Raw genomic sequence first — 15,731 nt, forward strand, 5'->3', positions numbered from 1 at the left:
CCCGCATGCAGAAAGTGCTTTTGTTGGCACTTTCGCGGCAGTAGCGCCGGATAAAGGCTCGAAGGCTCGAGCGAACAATGTTTTAGTTGTTTCTTTAGTTGTTGGCGCTTGGCCTCACTTGGCGCCGAGCGCGCCGCTATCCCACCCTCTCCCCCTCCCTACCCCCTGCCCAGCGAGCAAATACACCGGCGGCACCGCGCCGAGATAGCTAGGCAGCGTGCGCTCGCTTTCCGCCAGCTTTTCCGCGAGCGAGAGCGTGCGAGACGCCGGCACTGCCGGGGCCTCATCGCTCTCGCCGTAGTCCTTCTTGAAAGCAATCAGGTGCTCGCGCAGCCCGTGCTCGTGCGCCTTGCGGAGCTTGGTCTGGCCTCCCCGCTGCCTCTTCTCGCAGATCCTGCGCGAAACCCCCCCATCCCGCCCCCTCTCGCCCATGCCCCCCCTTCCACGCGCGCAGTGGCAGCCGCGCGGCGGAGCGCCCACGTCGCGACGCAGGGTCGGGGGCCGAGTGAGGAGCCGAGTGGGGGGCAGGGGGGGCGACGAGGGACTGGTCCGCACAGACGAGGGGACGTGGCCGTCGAGCGCCACGGGTAAATCCGCAGATTCGTACGCTCCCGGGTGCTCCAGGAGGGTCCGATCCACACACTCGCGGGCCATCGTGCGCGCTCCGACCGACGACCCGGGGACGACCCGCCTGCTCCTGCGCTCCGCGGAGCTCCTGCACGCCTACGGCACGCCCGCGCATCGGCTGGAGCGGGTGCTCGTGGCCCTCGCGGATCGGTTCGGCCTGGAGATCCAGGTCTTCTCGTCCCCGACCTCGATCTTCATCGCCTTCGGCGGCGCGTCGCGCGACGAGGTGCGCCTCCTGCGCGTCGAGCCCGGCGGCGTCGACCTCGGCAAGCTGGTCGAGATCGACGAGCTCCTGGAGGACGTCGAGGCGGGGCGGGTCTCCGTGGACGACGCGTGCCGGCGGATGGACGACCTCGAGGCGCGGCCGCCCCGCTGGTCAGGGCTCGCGTCCATCGTCGGCCACGCCCTCGCCGCCGGGACGGCCGCGATCTTCTTCGGCGGTCGAGCGGCCGACGCGCTGCTGTCGGCCGCGATCGGCGTCCTGATCGGCGCGCTGGAGCTCGTGTCGCGGCGCCGAGAAGGGGTCGCGGGGGTCTTCGAACCGGCGGCGGCGTTCCTCGCCGCGGCCGCGGGGTTCGCTGCGGCCTCCCTCTGGAGCTCCTCGGTCGACGGGGGCGGCGTCGTCGACGACCGGGTCGTCGCGCTCGCGTCCATCATCGTCCTCGTCCCCGGGCTCTCGCTGACGGTCGCGCTCGTCGAGCTCGCGACCCGGCACCTCGCCTCCGGCACGGCGCGCCTCGCCGGCGCCGCGTCCGTGTTCCTGACGATCACCTTCGGCGCCTACCTGGGGCGCGTCGTGGCCGCCGTCGCGGTCGGTGAGCGCCGTCCGGTCCCCGCGGGGCCGCCGGAGGCCTGGCTGACCTCGCCGCCGGCCCTCGCGGCGGCGATCGCGCTCGCCGCGCTCGGATTCGGGCTGCTGTTCGGCGCGCGAGTGCGGGAGCTGCCCTGGATCCTCGCGTCGAGCGCCGTCGGCTTCGTGACCGCCCGTCTGACCGCCGAGGCGGCGGAGGCGCTCGGGCCCGACCGGCCCGAGGCGGCCGTCCAGGGCGCCGCCCTCGCCGCGTTCGCGGGCGCGCTGGCGGTCGCGCTGCTCTCGAACGCCTACGCGCGGCTGCGCGACCGGCCCGCGACGGTGCCGCTCCTGCCCGGGCTGCTCGTCCTCGTCCCGGGCTCGCTCGGCTACCGCGCTCTCAGCTCGTTCACCGAGAAGAACGCGGTGATCGGCCTGGAAGCGGCGTTCCAGATGCTGCTGGTCGCCGCAGCCCTCGTCGGAGGGATGCTGACCGCGAACGCGCTCCTGCCGCCGCGGCGGGTCCTGTGACCTGGCCAGGGGCGGGGAGCGCGTCCGCGGGCGCTGCGAGTCAGCTCAGAAGCTCAGGCCGAGCGAGACCGTGACCTGCCTGTAGTCGCCGTCGAAGCGGGTGCCGTCGACGTCGTAGCTGAGGTCGAACGTCTGCCGGTAGTTGACCCCGAGGAAGAAGGTGTCGGTCAGGTCGAACTCCAGGCCGCCCTGGGCGTACATGCCGAAGTCGTTGCTGTCCTGCCGGCCGGTGTCACCGCCGTTCCGCACCCGGGTCTCGGTGTTGATCCAGGTGCCGCCGACGCCGAGGTAGGGCCGGACGGGACCGTCGGTGAGCTCGGCGCGCAGTCCGAGGAAGATCTCCGCCTGGCTGAGCTCCAGGTCGGAGCGGCCGAGGCCCGCGATCTGGACGTCCCGCTCCTCGTCGTAGGCGAACTGGAAGCCGCCCTCGACGCCGAGCCGGTTCGAGCCGACGCTGTTGATCGAGACGCCGAACACGCCCGGCTCCTCGGTGGGCTTGAACGAGTCGTCGAGCCGTCGGCCTCCGAAGTGGAACGTCGCCCGGCCCGAGACGGGGCGGGTGTACCGGCCCTCCTCGTGCGGTGCCGTGGGGCCGTCGGGCCGCCGGTCACGGTCGTAGTAGCCCCGCTGGGGCGCGGCCAGCGGCTCCGGCGCGAAGGCCGGGACGTACGACGTCGATGTGGCCGCGGCAGGAGCCATCTCCGGGGGCGCTACGGGCGTCAGGGAGGCGGTCGGTGCCGGGGTGGCGGCGAGCGGGCTCGCGAGCGGAGTCGTGAGGGCGAGGGCGGTCGGCGAGATCGGGGCCGACGTTGCCGCGCACGACGCGAGCAGGATGAGGGAAGAGAGGGGCGCCAGGGCCTTATGGCTGACTCGCATGGGGGTCGCTGAAAGGGCCGGCGGATGGGGGCCCAGATCGTAGGACGGATCCTGCCGCTTTCACGGAAGGGGGCCGGCGGACGATGCTGTCCGCCGGCCCCTAGAGCCTAGTACGCCAAGCGAAACGTGTCGGACGGGGCTCGACCCGGGACACGGTGGCGTCTCACATGTAGCCGAGGCCCGCCATCTTGGCGGCCGCGGCGGAGTTGCCCGAGGCCGCGATGTCCTGCTTGAGGGCCTCGACCGTCTTGTCCATCTCCGCGTCGTTGGGCCAGCGCTTCTTGCCGGCGTCCATGACGTCGATCGCGTGGAGGTACTGGTCGTGGGTCCGGAGCTGGCTGACGACGAACTTGAAGTCCTTGGGCGTCACGAGGTCGGTGTGCTCGGTGGCGAACCCCAGGAACTCGTTACGGGCCTTCTCGGAGTCGCTCTCGGCGAGCGCCGAGGCGTAGTTGAGGACGAGGTCCTTGTGGGCCTCGGTGCCCTTCTCGATGGTCGCCATCTGGGCCTCGGCGGCGCTGACGGCGGCCTCGAACTTGCCGGTCTGCACCAGCTCGGCGATGTCGACGTCGGCGGCGCTGCTGTTGCCGCCGCAGGCGGCGAGGGAGAGGAGCGAGAGGGGCAGGAGCGCGGTGGAAAGTCGCATTTTCGGGCGGTACGTGGGTCCAGGAGCGGCCTTGGGCCGGGCGTGGCGGCCGCGGAAGCGGCCCGTGCGGCGGAAGTCTACCTCGGCCTCCGGGGCCGCGCGGGACCGTGGGTACGGCGGGCTCCTGCGGGCATGAGCGCCTGTCTCGTCTCGATCCGGATCACCGTGGATCGCAAAAAGACACTCCGATCACACTCCAGCTTCTCCCCCGAGACTCCGATTGGAGTACTATCGGAGTGCGATCGGAGCGTCCGACGCCGCCAGGAGTGCCGTGAGAGAGTCCAAGGTCACCGTCAAGATCCCGCGTCCGCTGTATCGGAAGATCCAGCAGGTCGTGGACGGCTCAGGCTTCAACTCGCCCACGGACTTCATCGTCTTCGTGCTCCGCGACCTGATGGGGGATTCGTCCTCGACCCAGGTCGCACCCGAGGAAGGCGTCCAGGGCGCCGACTTCACCCAGGAGGAGCTCGATGACGTCCGGCGGAAGCTCGAGAACCTCGGCTACCTCTGATCCGCCTCCTCCGCCCTCCTCGGGCTCCATCGATCCACTGCGGGCGACGCGCCCGCGCGAGCCGCTTCCACACCACGCCGTACGGCTTCTACCCGCCACACGGCTCCCACCTCGCCACAACGGCCCCTCCCAAGCAGCTTTCATGACCGCCGCAAACGCCGTCACCCTCCCCGTCCACGGGGGCCTCGACCAGCCCGTCGACCGCATCGACCCCAGCGCCGCCGCAGCGGCCGAGGGCCTCGCCGCCGTCGAGGTCAACGAGGTCGACCGCACGACGCTGTACCGCATCGCGGACGGGACCCTGTCCCCGATCGAGGGCCCGATGGCCCGCGCCGACTACGACTCGGTCCTCGGTGAGGGCGCGATCGAGCGCGGCGGCCGCAAGTGGGCGTGGACGATCCCGATCATCCTCCCGGTCACCGACGCCGAGGCCGCCGCGTGCACCGACGGCGCCAGGATCGCCCTCACGTCCGGCGGCGCCGCGTTCGGCGTCCTGGAGGTCGACGGCGGCGCGTTCGACTGGGACAAGGCGGCCTTCATCAAGGCGGTCTACCGCACCGATCGCACCGACCACCCCGGCGCGCGCCTCTGGACCGGCGACGAGCGCACCAAGCTCGTCGGCGGCACGATCACGCTGGCGCCCGAGACGGACAGCCGTCCGTTCGCGAAGCGCGTGATGGGCCCGGCCCAGACGCGCAAGCTGATCGAGGAGTCGGGCTGGGAGCAGTCGATCGCCTTCCAGACGCGCAACCCGCTGCACCGCGCCCACGAGTACGCGCTCGTCTACGGCGCCGAGGTCATCCTGCGCGAGAACGGCAAGAAGACCGGCGTCGTGCTGAACCCGCTCGTCGGCCAGCTCAAGGGCGACGACGTTCCGGCCGCGACGCGGATGGACACCTACGAGGCGCTCGTCGAGAACCGCCTCCTGGGCGAGGGCGACATGGACGTCGAGCTGTGGTCGTCGAAGGGGCAGGACCTCAACGACAACCTCGAGCTCGTCGGCCTCGACATGCGCATGTACTACGGCGGCCCGAGCGAGGCCGTGATGCACGCGATCTACCGCCAGAACCTCGGCTTCACGCACTTCATCATCGGACGCAAGCACGCCGACGCGCCGTTCGACGACAAGACGGCGATCTGGGGTGACTTCGACGCGCAGGAGGTCTTCGAGAACCTCGGCGGCGGCCTGGAGATCGCGACGGTCAACGTCGGCTTCGCCGCGTACTTCGAGGAGCTCGGCCGCGTCGGCCTCATGGAGGCGAACAAGGACAAGACGTCCGTGTTCATCTCTGGCACCAAGGTGCGCGAGCAGCTCGTGGGCGGCGAGTTCCCGGACCCGCGGATCATGCGCGAGACGACGGCGAAGATCCTCGTCGACTTCTACAAGACGAAAGAGGCCTGATCCGATGGGGCTCTTCGACAAGTTCAAGAAGAAGCCCGCTCCGGCGCCTCGACCGATGCCGCGGCCGCTGATGCGGCCCGGCGCGGTGCAGAAGCCCGAGCCGCAGGCCGAGAACGACTTCATCATCATCACCCTCGACTCGTGCCGCTTCGACTCGTTCATGGCGGCGGAGACGAAGACGATCCAGAAGATCTCGGGCGGCAAGGTCGAGAAGCGCTACACCTACGCCTCGTGGACGGCCCCGTCCCACTACAACCTCCTCCCGGGCCTCCTCCCGCACACGTCGCCTGAGAACGTGTACGCGTCGGAGTACTACAAGGAGGACTTCTACAACTACAACGACCGCCTGGGCTCCAAGGGCACCGACATCGACTTCGGTGCGATGGTCCCGGGTCTCTGGCTGCCGAACTTCCTGCAGACCAAGCTCGGCTACGACACGCACGCCCGCGTGTCGCTGCCGGTGTTGAACCAGAAGACGGGGATGAACCGTTCGTTCGACACGTACCAGCTGATGGACAGCCACAACGACATGGCGGCCATGCTGCCGACCTTGAAGTTCGACGGACCGCGTCCGCACTTCTACATGCTGAACGTGGGGGAGACGCACTACCCCTACGCCAAGCCCGACGAGGACTCGTCGATGTGGCCCCGCATCAGCGGCGTGAACGGCGTGTTCCGCAAGATGAAGGACCAGATCGCGGCCAAGGAAGAGTCGGAGGAGGACGAGAAGTTCAAAGAGGACTTCCAGTTCTTCGACCAGGACAAGCTGGACCAGCTCCGCGATCGACAGATCGACACCGTGCGCTACCTCGACGGCGTGTTCGAGCAGCTCTACGACATGGTCCCGAAGAACACGCACATCATCGTCACCGCCGATCACGGCGAGCTCTTCGGCGAGGCCGGTTACTTCGGCCACGGCCCGATCATGCACGACAAGTGCTTCGAGGTGCCCTACCTCGAGGGCAAGGTCCGCTGAGCGGCTCGCGACACTCCCTCCTACCGAACACAACCACTCTCAATCACACTCCATCATGTCCGACAAAGGTTTCGTTCTCTGGTTCACCGGCCTCTCGGGCGCCGGTAAGTCCACGCTCGCCGAGTACCTCACGCCGATCCTCATGGAGCGCGGCAAGAACGTCGAGGTCCTCGACGGCGACGTCGTCCGCACCAACCTCTCGAAGGGCCTCGGCTTCTCGAAGGAAGACCGCGACACGAACGTCGCGCGCATCGGCTTCGTCGCCAACCTCCTCGCGCGCAACGGCTGCTGCGCGATCACGGCGGCCATCTCGCCGTACCAGGAGATCCGCGACGAGTGCCGCGGCATGATCGATCCGAACCGCGCCGAGTTCGTCGAGGTCTTCGTCGAGGCGCCGCTCGAGGTCGTCGAGGAGCGCGACACGAAGGGCCTCTACAAGAAGGCCCGCGCCGGCGAGATCAAGAACTTCACGGGCGTCAGCGACCCCTACGAGGCCCCGACGAACGCCGAGGTCACCGTCCACACGGGCGACGAGTCGATCGAGCAGTCGGCCGACAAGATCCTCGCCTTCCTCGAGCAGAAGGGCCTGATCAAGGCCGCGGCCGCGCAGGCCTGACCGACCACCGCGCAAGCACACCTCTGCGCGGTCTCCAGAAGGCGGCCGGCCTCTCCGAGAGCGGGGAGGCCGGCCGTTCTCCATCGGGCCCGTGCGCCCGCGCGACGCTAGCGGAACGTCACCGTCGAGACTTCGGTGAGGTTGCTCGTCACGGTCGGATTCGCGTCGCGGTACCAGTACTGGAAGCTCCAGCTCTGGCCGGCCATCGCCGCGATCGCGCCGGTCGGCTGCTGGATCGCGAGCGTGTCGATCGCCACGAGCGCCCGCCCGCTTCCGTCCGCCGTCTGCGCCTGGTTCGAGTAGCGGCCTATGGCCCCACCCAAGCAGAGGACGCCCTGGCTCCCGGGCGGGACGGTTCCGGTCTGCTGCTGGGGGCCCACGAGCAGGAAGCCCGTCGAGAACGGCGGGAGTGCAGTCGCTTCCAGCGCCAATGCGTTCGCGTCGACGTCCGCCGTCCCCCGGCCCACGAGTCGCGCCTGGAGTCCCGCCGAGTTCGGGGTGGCCGGTGCGCAGGAGGGCACGCCGATCGGCGCACTCGCGAGGCTGAACGCGTTGACGTCCGAAGGGTCGGGGAGCGACGTGAATCCGCGGTGTGCGAACACCGTGGCGTCGCCGACGGCCGTCTCGGACGCGAACCAGCGCGTTCCTGCGGGCGCCGGATCACCGAGGACTTCCATCGTCCATCCGCCGGCCGGCTGCTCGAACAGCACCTGGGTCAGCGGACCGGGCGCCTGGGTGGGGTTGTCGCTGTCGTGGTAGTAGTTGCCGATCAGGGCGACCCCGCCGCGTAGATCGACGGAGAACCCGAAGTGCTCCGTGATCGGATCGAGGGGCGAGAACGTCTGCGACAGCGTCCATTGGCCCGTGCCGCCATCGAACTCGTGCAGGTAGACGCGGCCTTCGCCCGGGAGCACGTCGACCTGTTCGCGCGAGCCGACGAGCACGCGGTCGCCGGAGATCGAGACGTCGAGCGGGAGGTAGAATGGCAGATTCCCCCCGAAGAGGTCCTGCTCGTACTGGAACGGCGTGCCAGGGCCCGCGCGGCGGAAGACCACGGCGGGGGTGGCGGCACTGCTGACGAACGTCCCCGAGCCGGCCACGAGGACGTCGCCGTCGAAGCTCAGGTTCTCGCCGAGGACCGGCCACGGGCCCGGGAGCGCGGCGGTCAGCAGCTGCTGCTCGATCCAAACGCCCGACGCGTTCCGCTCGAACACGTACAGGATGCCGTTCTGGGTCGCGCCCGCGAGCGGCGCGGCGACGACCGCCGTGTCGCCCCGCAACACGACGTCGTAGCCGAAGTAATCGTCCTTGCTCAGGTTCGACGCCTCCAGGCGCTGCGATTCCGACCACACGCCGGTCGCCGGGTCACGGTCGAACACGTAGGCGGCGCCGGCGAAGTTGAGCGTCGGCCCGTAGATCGACTCGTACGGCGCGCCGACGATCGCGCGGTTCCCGCTCGGATCGAGGTCGAGGCCGATGCCGAACAGCGAGTTCCGCCGCGGCGTGATCGGTCGGATCTCCTGATCGAGCGCCCATTCGCCGGAGGCGGGGTCGCGCTCGAAGCAGAGCACGATGCCGCTCTGCGCCTGGGGCCCGGAGGTGCGCGGATAGCCGGGCGTCGTCACGAGGAAGGTGTCCCCGTGCGACGCGAGCTTGTAGCCGTACTGGATCTGAGCGTGCAGGTGCCAGGACGTGGGCTGGTCGACGCGCTGTTCGTCGACGACCTGGGGGACGGCGATGGCCGGGGCGGTGGACGTCGCGGCCGAGAGGAGGGCGAATGCCGAGAGGCGCATGGACGGCTCCTGTCCGGGGACGATCCGAGTCTATGGGCGGCGCTCGATTCCGTGCCCGTTCCTCGCGCGTCTTACACTTGGCCCGCATGAGGCGTTCGCTCCGGGCACTCGGATCGCTGATCGTGCTCGCGGGGTGCGCCGGTTCGCAGACCGAGGAGCCGTTCGACCGCTGGCTCGAGACGATCGCATCGAGCTCCGAGCCCGGTGAACGCATCGTTCGACGCATCGCGGCGTTGGGCGGCACGCCGCTGCGGCACGGTGACGAGCTGCTGTTCCTCGCCGTGTCGAAGTCGGGCAAGCCCCCGCGCGTGGTCGGCGACTTCAACGACGGCGGATACCAGGCGTCGGACCTCGTGGGCGACGGTGGCATGACGCCGATCGGGACGTCGGGGTGGTTCTTCCTATGCGCCACCGTGCCGCCGAACACGCGCCTCGAGTATCTGATCCGCCACGGGGAGGCGACGGCTACCGACCCGCTCAACCTCGAGCGCACGACGACGTTCGGGACCGAGCGGTCGGTCGCGGCCGGTTCGGACGTCCCGCAAGCGCCTGCGCCGACGTCGACCGATCCCCGCGGAACGCTGACGTCGTTCCCGCTGACGAGCGCGATTCGCGAGAACGAGCGCGAGGTCACGGTCTACGTGCCTCCCGGGTACGACGCGTCGGGCGAGCCGCTACCGACGCTCTACGTGAAGGACGGGACGCGCTTCCGCGACGAGGTCGGCCTGCCGCCGATCCTCGACGCGCTCCTCGCGGCGGAGCGGATCCCACCCGTGCTCGTGGTGTTCGTCGACCCGGTCCAGCGCGGACTCGAGTATGGCACCTACGGCGCGTATCGCCGCATGGTGGTCGAGGAGCTCGTGCCCGAGATCGAGCGACGCTTCGCGTCCGGCGGCGCGCCCGAGCGACGGGGTCTGCTCGGCGCTTCGCGCGGGGGCCTGGCAGCCGTCGACCTCCTCATCCAGCACCCCGAGACCTTCGGCCACTGCGTGGCGATGTCCCCGGCGATCGCCCCGCTCCCGATCCTCGACGAGATCGCAGAGGTCGACCGCATCGAGGGGCGAGCCACGGTCCTCGTCTCGCGCTTCGACACTCCGAACCTCGTCCGCGACGGTCACGCGCTCGCGGAAGCTCTTCGCACGCGCGGTGTCGCCGTGGAGGAGCGCGAGGTGCCGATCGACCACTCCCCGATGGGGTGGCGATGCTGGGTCGAGGTCGCGGTGACGTCGTGGGCGGGAGCCTCGCCGCCCCGCTAGCGACCGATGTGCAGGACGCCCCGAATCAGCGGCGCCGAGTCCAGCTTGGTCTTCGTCCCCGGCATGGAGGGGACGCCCTCGAAGAACGCGCGCACGGCTCGACGGTAGGACGCAGGATCGGGGCGAGAGGCGCGGTACTCGTCCACGTACAGCCCGATCCGCGCGAAGGGGATGTCCGGCAGACCGGCACGCGGCTCGCGGAACGAGAGGTCGAGAGTGGCCAGGTCCGTGAACGCTCGAGGATCGATCGACACGTCGGGCTCGAGCACGCACTTGGCGAGAGCTTCCTCGCTGACCCGGGACCAGATGGTCCCGTTCGCCCTCGTGTTCCCCGAGTACACGTTGCCCCGGATCACGCACCGGATCGGCCACAGTCGGCCGTGCGGCCCGTCGTCCTCCATCACCTGACGGAATCGGGGGAAGCGCGTCGCCCAGGGCTCCTTCGTCCACCCGCGTGGACCGAGCCACTCCTCGACGCGGCCGACGTAGTCCTCTTTCGTGCCACGTCCCGGGTGGGTCGGCTCGTCCTCGATGGCGAGCTGCTTCTCATAGGTTCCCTTCGAGCCAGCGCCGACGTTGTAGGCGCCGCGGAACCCCTCGACGAAGACGTTGCCGAGAATGCGGTGCCCGGCGCCTCCGTTCATGAAGACGCCCTTCGCGGCGGACTTGTAGAAGACGTTCCCCTCGCACGTCGCACCCGCCTGCAGGTCGTCGAGGTGGATCCCGGATCGCTCGACCTTGCCCGGCACGTGCATCAGGTGGTGGATGAAGTTGTGCCGGTAGACGGTCCCGTAACCGGCCAGGTCTCCGCCCGAGTAGATCGCGCCGCCGTCGCCCTCCTCGAACCCGATGTTGAAGAGCTCGTTGAGTTCGACCAGGTGGTCGTTGCCTCGCACGGTGATCGACTGACCCAGGGAGTTGTGCACGAGGCAATGGCGGAGCACGTTGCCGACTCCGGAGATCCCGACGCCGACGCGCAGGTGGCGGAAGGTCTCCTGGAACAGGTGACAGTTCTCGACGACGTTCTCTCCCGCGACGAGCTCCTCTCGGCCGCGGCGCCCGCCGCCCAGGTTAACGTGCCCTGCGAGGTCGTAGAGGTCGCTCCCGAGGACCCGCTGGCGCGTTCCTCGGACGCGGACCCCGAGCGCCGTACTCCTGCGCAGGACCACCCCGGCCACAGTGTTCGCGCGTCCGCCTGCGACGTCGATCACGGTTCCGCTCGCGACGTGCTCGACCGTGAGGCTGCGCACCGTGACGTTTTCGCACCGGTCGAGCTCGAGGAACCCGCCGGCCACGGGGACGGTGATCTCCGTCTCGGGGCCGATCGGCGCGAGGGGGATGAGGTAGAGGCGCCGCGTGGCGGGATCGAAGTGCCACTCGCCGGGAGCGTCGAGCTCACACAGGAGGCCCGTGATCTGGAACGGCTTCTCCGCTCTCCAGGCCCAACCGTACGCGAGCGCCTGGGAGAGTCGCAGCGCGCCTCGCTCGGCGACCGCACCCGCGAGGGGCTGGGAGCGCTGCAGCCAGTTCGCGTCGAGGAACCCTGTGATCCGAGCGCGACCGGGGATGCGCTCGATCTCCGACTGCCATTGCTCCCACGTCCCGGCCCGTTCTTCGTCTCGCGTCCCGATCCTCGCCCAGGCCCCTCGCGGGTCGTCGAGCGAGCCCAGCCAACCGCGGGGTCGACCTTCTTCGCGATAGGGCGCGTGCCCCGCGCGGACCCCGTAGTCCTCCTCACCGATCGGGACCCCGGGCGGCGACACCTCGGGCTCCACCGGCTCGGGCTGCAGTCCCGCGTAGCCCGCGTTGGGGAACGTCGCGGGCCGGCAAGGAACGCCGTCCAGGATGAGCGTGAGATCGACCCCTTTCGTGAGCACGGCGGCGAGGTTCTCGTCCTCGATCGTCTGGACGATCACGTCGCCCGCGCGACCCGCTGCGAGCCGCGCGCGCTCCTCCGCCGTGGCGACGGGAGCGAAGCGACCGGGATCCAGCGCGATCCCGCCGTCGAGGGTGACGCTGGCGCCGCGAGAGGGAGCAATCAGGAGCGGCGCAGCCTCGGGTCCACCGAGCTCGCCGATCGTGAAGCGCTCTCGGAACCGATAGCGGCCGGTCCCGAGCCGGACCTCCGCGGGCCGACCCTCCTTCGCGCCTCGGACGGCCGCGGCGAGCCCGGCCCCGAAGGACGTGGGCTGCTCGGCGGTACCGGGAGCGCCGTCGGTCCCGCGGGGGGCGACGAACACGATCAGTGGTTCCTGCGAGCTCGCCAAGGCTGCCGTTAGGGCCGAAGCCGTCGCAGCGACACCAATCACACAGAGGGCCAGCGCGGCGCAGGGAGATCCGTTGAACATCCGTGGAGTGAGAACGCGATACGGAGTTCGGGGAGATGCTCTATCGTCGGGAGCCGAGGCCGGCCGGCGTGGCTGGCCTCGAGTCGACGAGCCTCCGGAGAGCGGGATGACGAATACCGTACAGCGCGAACCTCGGTTCTTGCGGCGAGACATCCTCATCGGCACGGCCGGCGTCCTGGCCGCTCAGGCCTGCCGGGCCCCCGGACCCAGTCGCAGCCCCGCACCTACGATGGCACACTCCGGCATCGACATGGAGCAGTTCGTCGAGGACTGCGCGGCCGCCAGCGAGGGGAGAGCGAGCCGCAGCAGGCCGTGAAGGAGGTGCTCGCCCGAGCCGTGCACGATCCACGCGCGGCGCTCAACGCGATCGGTGAGCCCGCGGAAGCAGGGATCAACGTGTTCCATCGCTCGTTGACGCTCACCATCTACGCGGCCATCTGGACGCCGCAGATGAACCTGATGCCCCACAACCACACGATGTGGGCCTTGATCGGGATCTACGCGGGCCGCGAGGACAACATCCTCTGGCGCCGCTCGAAGGTGGGCGTCGAGGCCTATGGCGCGGAGTGCCTGTTCGAGGGCGACGTCGGCGAGCTGCCCGAGTCTGTCATCCACTCCGTCACCAATCCGCTGGAGCGGTTCACCGGAGGCATCCACATCTACGGCGGCGACTTCTTCGCGACGACGCCGAGCCAGTGGGACCCGGAGACGCTGCAAGAACAGCCTTCGGACGGCGACGTGATCCGCGGCATCTTCGAGCGCGCCAACGAGCGCATGCGCCGGATGGGCTGATCGCGGTCCGACACGCACCCGACGTGCGTACCTTGCGCGTCGCCGCACTGCGGACGCAGTCCGATTCGAAGCAGCGGCGCGCCAGCTATCGATCTCCCCGCGACGACGGAAGCATGACCCCCAAGAAGAAGGACCAGGATCGGGAGCTGGAGGAGGTCCTGCGAGCCCTCTGGCAGCACGAGAACGTCCTGCGGGACAATCGAATCAACTGGCTGATCGGCGTCCAAGGGCTGCTGCTGACCGCGCTCGCCCTCTCCGATTCACGGCCACTGACGCTCGGGATCGCAGTGGCCGGTTCGATGATGGCCTTCTCCATTGCGGTCGCTTTGAGCAAGGGCTCCAAGGCCACGGAGTGCTTCGGGGAGAAGTGGGACAAGTACGTCGTCGATCCGGTGGCGCCCCTGGCGTACCGCGACGGTGGCCCCGACTGGAGCCCGCCTAGGGCCGCCGACGACGAGAGCTGCAGCAACGAGTCGCGCAGTGAGGCGTTGCGTTCCCGGCTGATCAGGGGCCTTCTGCCTTGGAAGTTCCTCCCATGGGTCTTCTTCGTCTTCTGGGTGGTCGTCGCCTCCTGGTCGAAATCCATCGAACCTCGGCTCGGTCACCCTTGGGTCATCGCTTTCGATCAAGACTCGAACTACGTGATCGAGATCGAAGACGCCGGCGAGAAACGTGCCCTTGGCAAGGACATCCGCAAGATGGACGCCGCGTACGTTCTCTCCGACTCCGAGGGCATCACGGCGATCATCCCCAAGGAGCGAGTCCTCTTGATCCGCAGGGACCCTTAGTCGGTCCCAACCACATCGAGCGTCGGACCGTGGCGCGAAACACGGTCGCTCACCTACGTGCAGATCCAGCACGGCTCGGTACAGCACGGGCGAGCGCGGCCGGGCGCGCCCTCGGTCCTCGGTGCCGACGACTCGACGAACGACAGACCGATGGGCGGGACCGTATCGCCTACAGGTTGGCCTTCAGCATCTGCGCCACTCGGCCCTGGCCGATGCGTCCGAATGGCGTTTCGAGCGCGGCGCCTCGCGTCCTCGCGGTGACGTGCAGGATGTCCAGGACACCCGCCTTCGCGTCCGCCTTCTCGCGGCACTCGACCGCGACGTGGAACTCGAGCGTGTTGTGCATGTGGATCCCGAGGATCGAGCGCACCTCGGTCCAGGGGCCGGCGAGGTGCACCGCTTCGACCCGGTAGCCGCGGCTCTTCAGGTCCTTGCGAAGCGCCTTCTCGAGCTCGGCGACGTTCTTCGGCGCGTCGGCCCGATCGTAGCGGCGGGGGAAACGAGCCAGCTTGCGAGCGCGCGCGATCTCGTCCTGGCGGCTGCTCAGCTTCTCGCTGATCGATCGGATGGCCGCCTTGACGTCGGCGTTCTCGGGATCCAGCTGGAGCAGCACCTCCATTCGGTTCCGCGCGCCGCCCAGCGACGCCGCGAGCCACTCGCCCTCTTCGTAGTCAGCCATGTGCAGATCGGTCTTCACCCCGTCGACGAAGCGGCGAATCGTCCGGTCGCGCAGCTCCGGGTAGCCCTCGATCGCTTGATTCAGGTCGCGGAGGTCCATGCTGGCGCCGTAGCGGTACGAGGAGTGCATCGCCGAGAGCACCTTGCGCCGGATCTCACCCGACTTGACGACCTCCTGGACCTCCTTCTCGGCGAGCTTGTAGATCTCGTCGTAGTCGCGGGTGAAGGCCTCGTCGCTCTCGTGGTGAGCAAGGAAGCTGTCCCGGAGCAGTTCGCCCATCACAAGGCCGTTGCGCTGGTAGTCCAGGAAGGCATCGACCATGACGCTCAGCTGGCGGCTCCTCTCCGCTTCCGTTCCGTGCAGGGTCGTCTTCGCGGCGTCTCGGACGATGCGGTGCCGGGTCCGGACCAGATCGCTGATCACACGGAACGTCTCGAGTCGGGTGATCAACTCGTCGAGCTCCTGAATGCGCGGGAGCTCCTGCTTGTCGTAGGGGATCTGCGGCAGTTCGATCTCGGGCTGCGGGAGAACGACCTCGTCGGTCTCCTCTCGCGATTCCTGGTCCGGCTCGAGGGCGAGGGCGGCCTGGCTCACGTCGACTTCTGCGGGAGTCGGTTGGGTGGCGGCGGCGTCTCCGCACGAGGCGAGCGAGACGGCGAGGATCGTGGCGAACGAGAGGCGGGTGAACGGCATGGCGGTCGGGGGTGGGAGGCCCGTCGGGCCTCGGCGGGCTGAATCGATCGGGGGCGGCTGCCCTCCTGCACGGTGTTCAGCGCCGATCCCGCCGGTACGTTCGCGGCCCGGCCGAGAAATCGGACTCCGATTGCTCGTCCAGTTCTCGGCGACGGCGTGCTCGCTCCCGCGGCAGGCTGCGCACCATGTCGTTGACCCAGGATCCTCCGCCCAGGATGCAGCCCCTCCTCTTCCCCGAGCTCCCGCCGACCCAGCGCATGTACGAGGCGCTCGTCGCGCGCGACGAGTCGTTCGTCGGCGTCTTCGTGGCGTGCGTGAGGACGACGGGGATCTTCTGCCTGCCCACGTGCCGCGCGCGGAAGCCGAAGCGTGAGAACGTCGACTTCGTCGCCACCGCGGCCGACGCG

General features: G+C 69.3%; 14 protein-coding genes. 9 read left to right on the top strand and 5 right to left on the bottom strand.

Features of this window, described 5'->3' with window-relative positions; all coding sequences use genetic code 11:
• Positions 1–655 precede the first annotated feature (655 nt).
• On the top strand, positions 656–1,948 hold the full coding sequence (locus tag AAGI91_16220) for a threonine/serine exporter family protein (GenBank protein ID MEM1044155.1): 1,293 nt from the start codon (positions 656–658) through the stop codon (positions 1,946–1,948).
• A 45-nt stretch (positions 1,949–1,993) separates the two neighbouring features.
• Here the strand turns inward: AAGI91_16220 and AAGI91_16225 are convergent, their stop codons facing one another.
• Together AAGI91_16225 and AAGI91_16230 are read right to left on the bottom strand one after the other, a co-directional pair.
• Entirely contained in the window at positions 1,994–2,824 is an 831-nt protein-coding gene (locus tag AAGI91_16225; protein ID MEM1044156.1) for a porin family protein, read from the bottom strand.
• A 163-nt stretch (positions 2,825–2,987) separates the two neighbouring features.
• Positions 2,988–3,470 (bottom strand): hypothetical protein, encoded by a 483-nt coding sequence (locus AAGI91_16230; protein ID MEM1044157.1) that lies wholly within the window; start codon positions 3,468–3,470, stop codon positions 2,988–2,990.
• 271 nt (positions 3,471–3,741) lie between these two features.
• Here AAGI91_16230 and AAGI91_16235 point away from each other — a divergent pair, with 271 nt between their 5' ends.
• The 4 genes from AAGI91_16235 to cysC all read left to right on the top strand — a co-directional run bounded on the left by AAGI91_16235 (position 3,742) and on the right by cysC (position 6,975).
• Positions 3,742–3,981 (top strand): CopG family transcriptional regulator, encoded by a 240-nt coding sequence (locus AAGI91_16235; GenBank protein MEM1044158.1) that lies wholly within the window; start codon positions 3,742–3,744, stop codon positions 3,979–3,981.
• Positions 3,982–4,123: 142 nt separating this feature from the next.
• Entirely contained in the window at positions 4,124–5,383 is a 1,260-nt protein-coding gene (locus AAGI91_16240) for a sulfate adenylyltransferase (GenBank protein ID MEM1044159.1), read from the top strand.
• Between the two features lie 55 nt (positions 5,384–5,438).
• Complete coding sequence (locus AAGI91_16245) at positions 5,439–6,359, top strand: sulfatase-like hydrolase/transferase (protein MEM1044160.1); 921 nt, start codon at positions 5,439–5,441, stop codon at positions 6,357–6,359.
• Entirely contained in the window at positions 6,259–6,975 is a 717-nt protein-coding gene (cysC, locus tag AAGI91_16250; GenBank protein ID MEM1044161.1) for an adenylyl-sulfate kinase, read from the top strand. Before AAGI91_16245 ends, cysC begins: the two co-directional genes overlap by 101 nt.
• Before the next feature lie 107 nt (positions 6,976–7,082).
• Here cysC and AAGI91_16255 read toward each other — a convergent pair whose 3' ends face one another.
• On the bottom strand, positions 7,083–8,768 hold the full coding sequence (locus tag AAGI91_16255) for an FG-GAP repeat protein (protein MEM1044162.1): 1,686 nt from the start codon (positions 8,766–8,768) through the stop codon (positions 7,083–7,085).
• A gap of 86 nt (positions 8,769–8,854) precedes the next feature.
• On the opposite strand from AAGI91_16255, the gene AAGI91_16260 reads away from it, so the two are divergent.
• Positions 8,855–10,024: an alpha/beta hydrolase-fold protein gene (locus AAGI91_16260; protein ID MEM1044163.1), complete on the top strand. Its 1,170-nt coding sequence runs from the start codon at positions 8,855–8,857 to the stop codon at positions 10,022–10,024.
• On the opposite strand, the gene AAGI91_16265 is transcribed toward AAGI91_16260, so the two are convergent.
• A complete protein-coding gene (locus AAGI91_16265; protein ID MEM1044164.1) occupies positions 10,021–12,264 on the bottom strand; it encodes a right-handed parallel beta-helix repeat-containing protein in 2,244 nt (747 codons plus the stop codon). The genes AAGI91_16260 and AAGI91_16265 overlap by 4 nt on opposite strands.
• Before the next feature lie 519 nt (positions 12,265–12,783).
• Here AAGI91_16265 and AAGI91_16270 point away from each other — a divergent pair.
• Together AAGI91_16270 and AAGI91_16275 are read left to right on the top strand one after the other, a co-directional pair.
• Positions 12,784–13,164: a hypothetical protein gene (locus AAGI91_16270; protein ID MEM1044165.1), complete on the top strand. Its 381-nt coding sequence runs from the start codon at positions 12,784–12,786 to the stop codon at positions 13,162–13,164.
• A gap of 32 nt (positions 13,165–13,196) precedes the next feature.
• Positions 13,197–13,952 (top strand): hypothetical protein, encoded by a 756-nt coding sequence (locus AAGI91_16275; protein ID MEM1044166.1) that lies wholly within the window; start codon positions 13,197–13,199, stop codon positions 13,950–13,952.
• 169 nt (positions 13,953–14,121) lie between these two features.
• Here AAGI91_16275 and AAGI91_16280 read toward each other — a convergent pair whose 3' ends face one another.
• Positions 14,122–15,324: a hypothetical protein gene (locus AAGI91_16280; GenBank protein ID MEM1044167.1), complete on the bottom strand. Its 1,203-nt coding sequence runs from the start codon at positions 15,322–15,324 to the stop codon at positions 14,122–14,124.
• Positions 15,325–15,539: 215 nt separating this feature from the next.
• Between AAGI91_16280 and AAGI91_16285 the strand changes: the two genes are divergently transcribed.
• The coding region (locus tag AAGI91_16285) for an Ada metal-binding domain-containing protein (protein ID MEM1044168.1) at positions 15,540–15,731 on the top strand (192 nt) is incomplete at its 3' end.

It is taken from the genome of Bacteroidota bacterium (genome assembly GCA_038746285.1).
GTDB lineage: Bacteria > Bacteroidota > Rhodothermia > Rhodothermales > JANQRZ01 > JANQRZ01.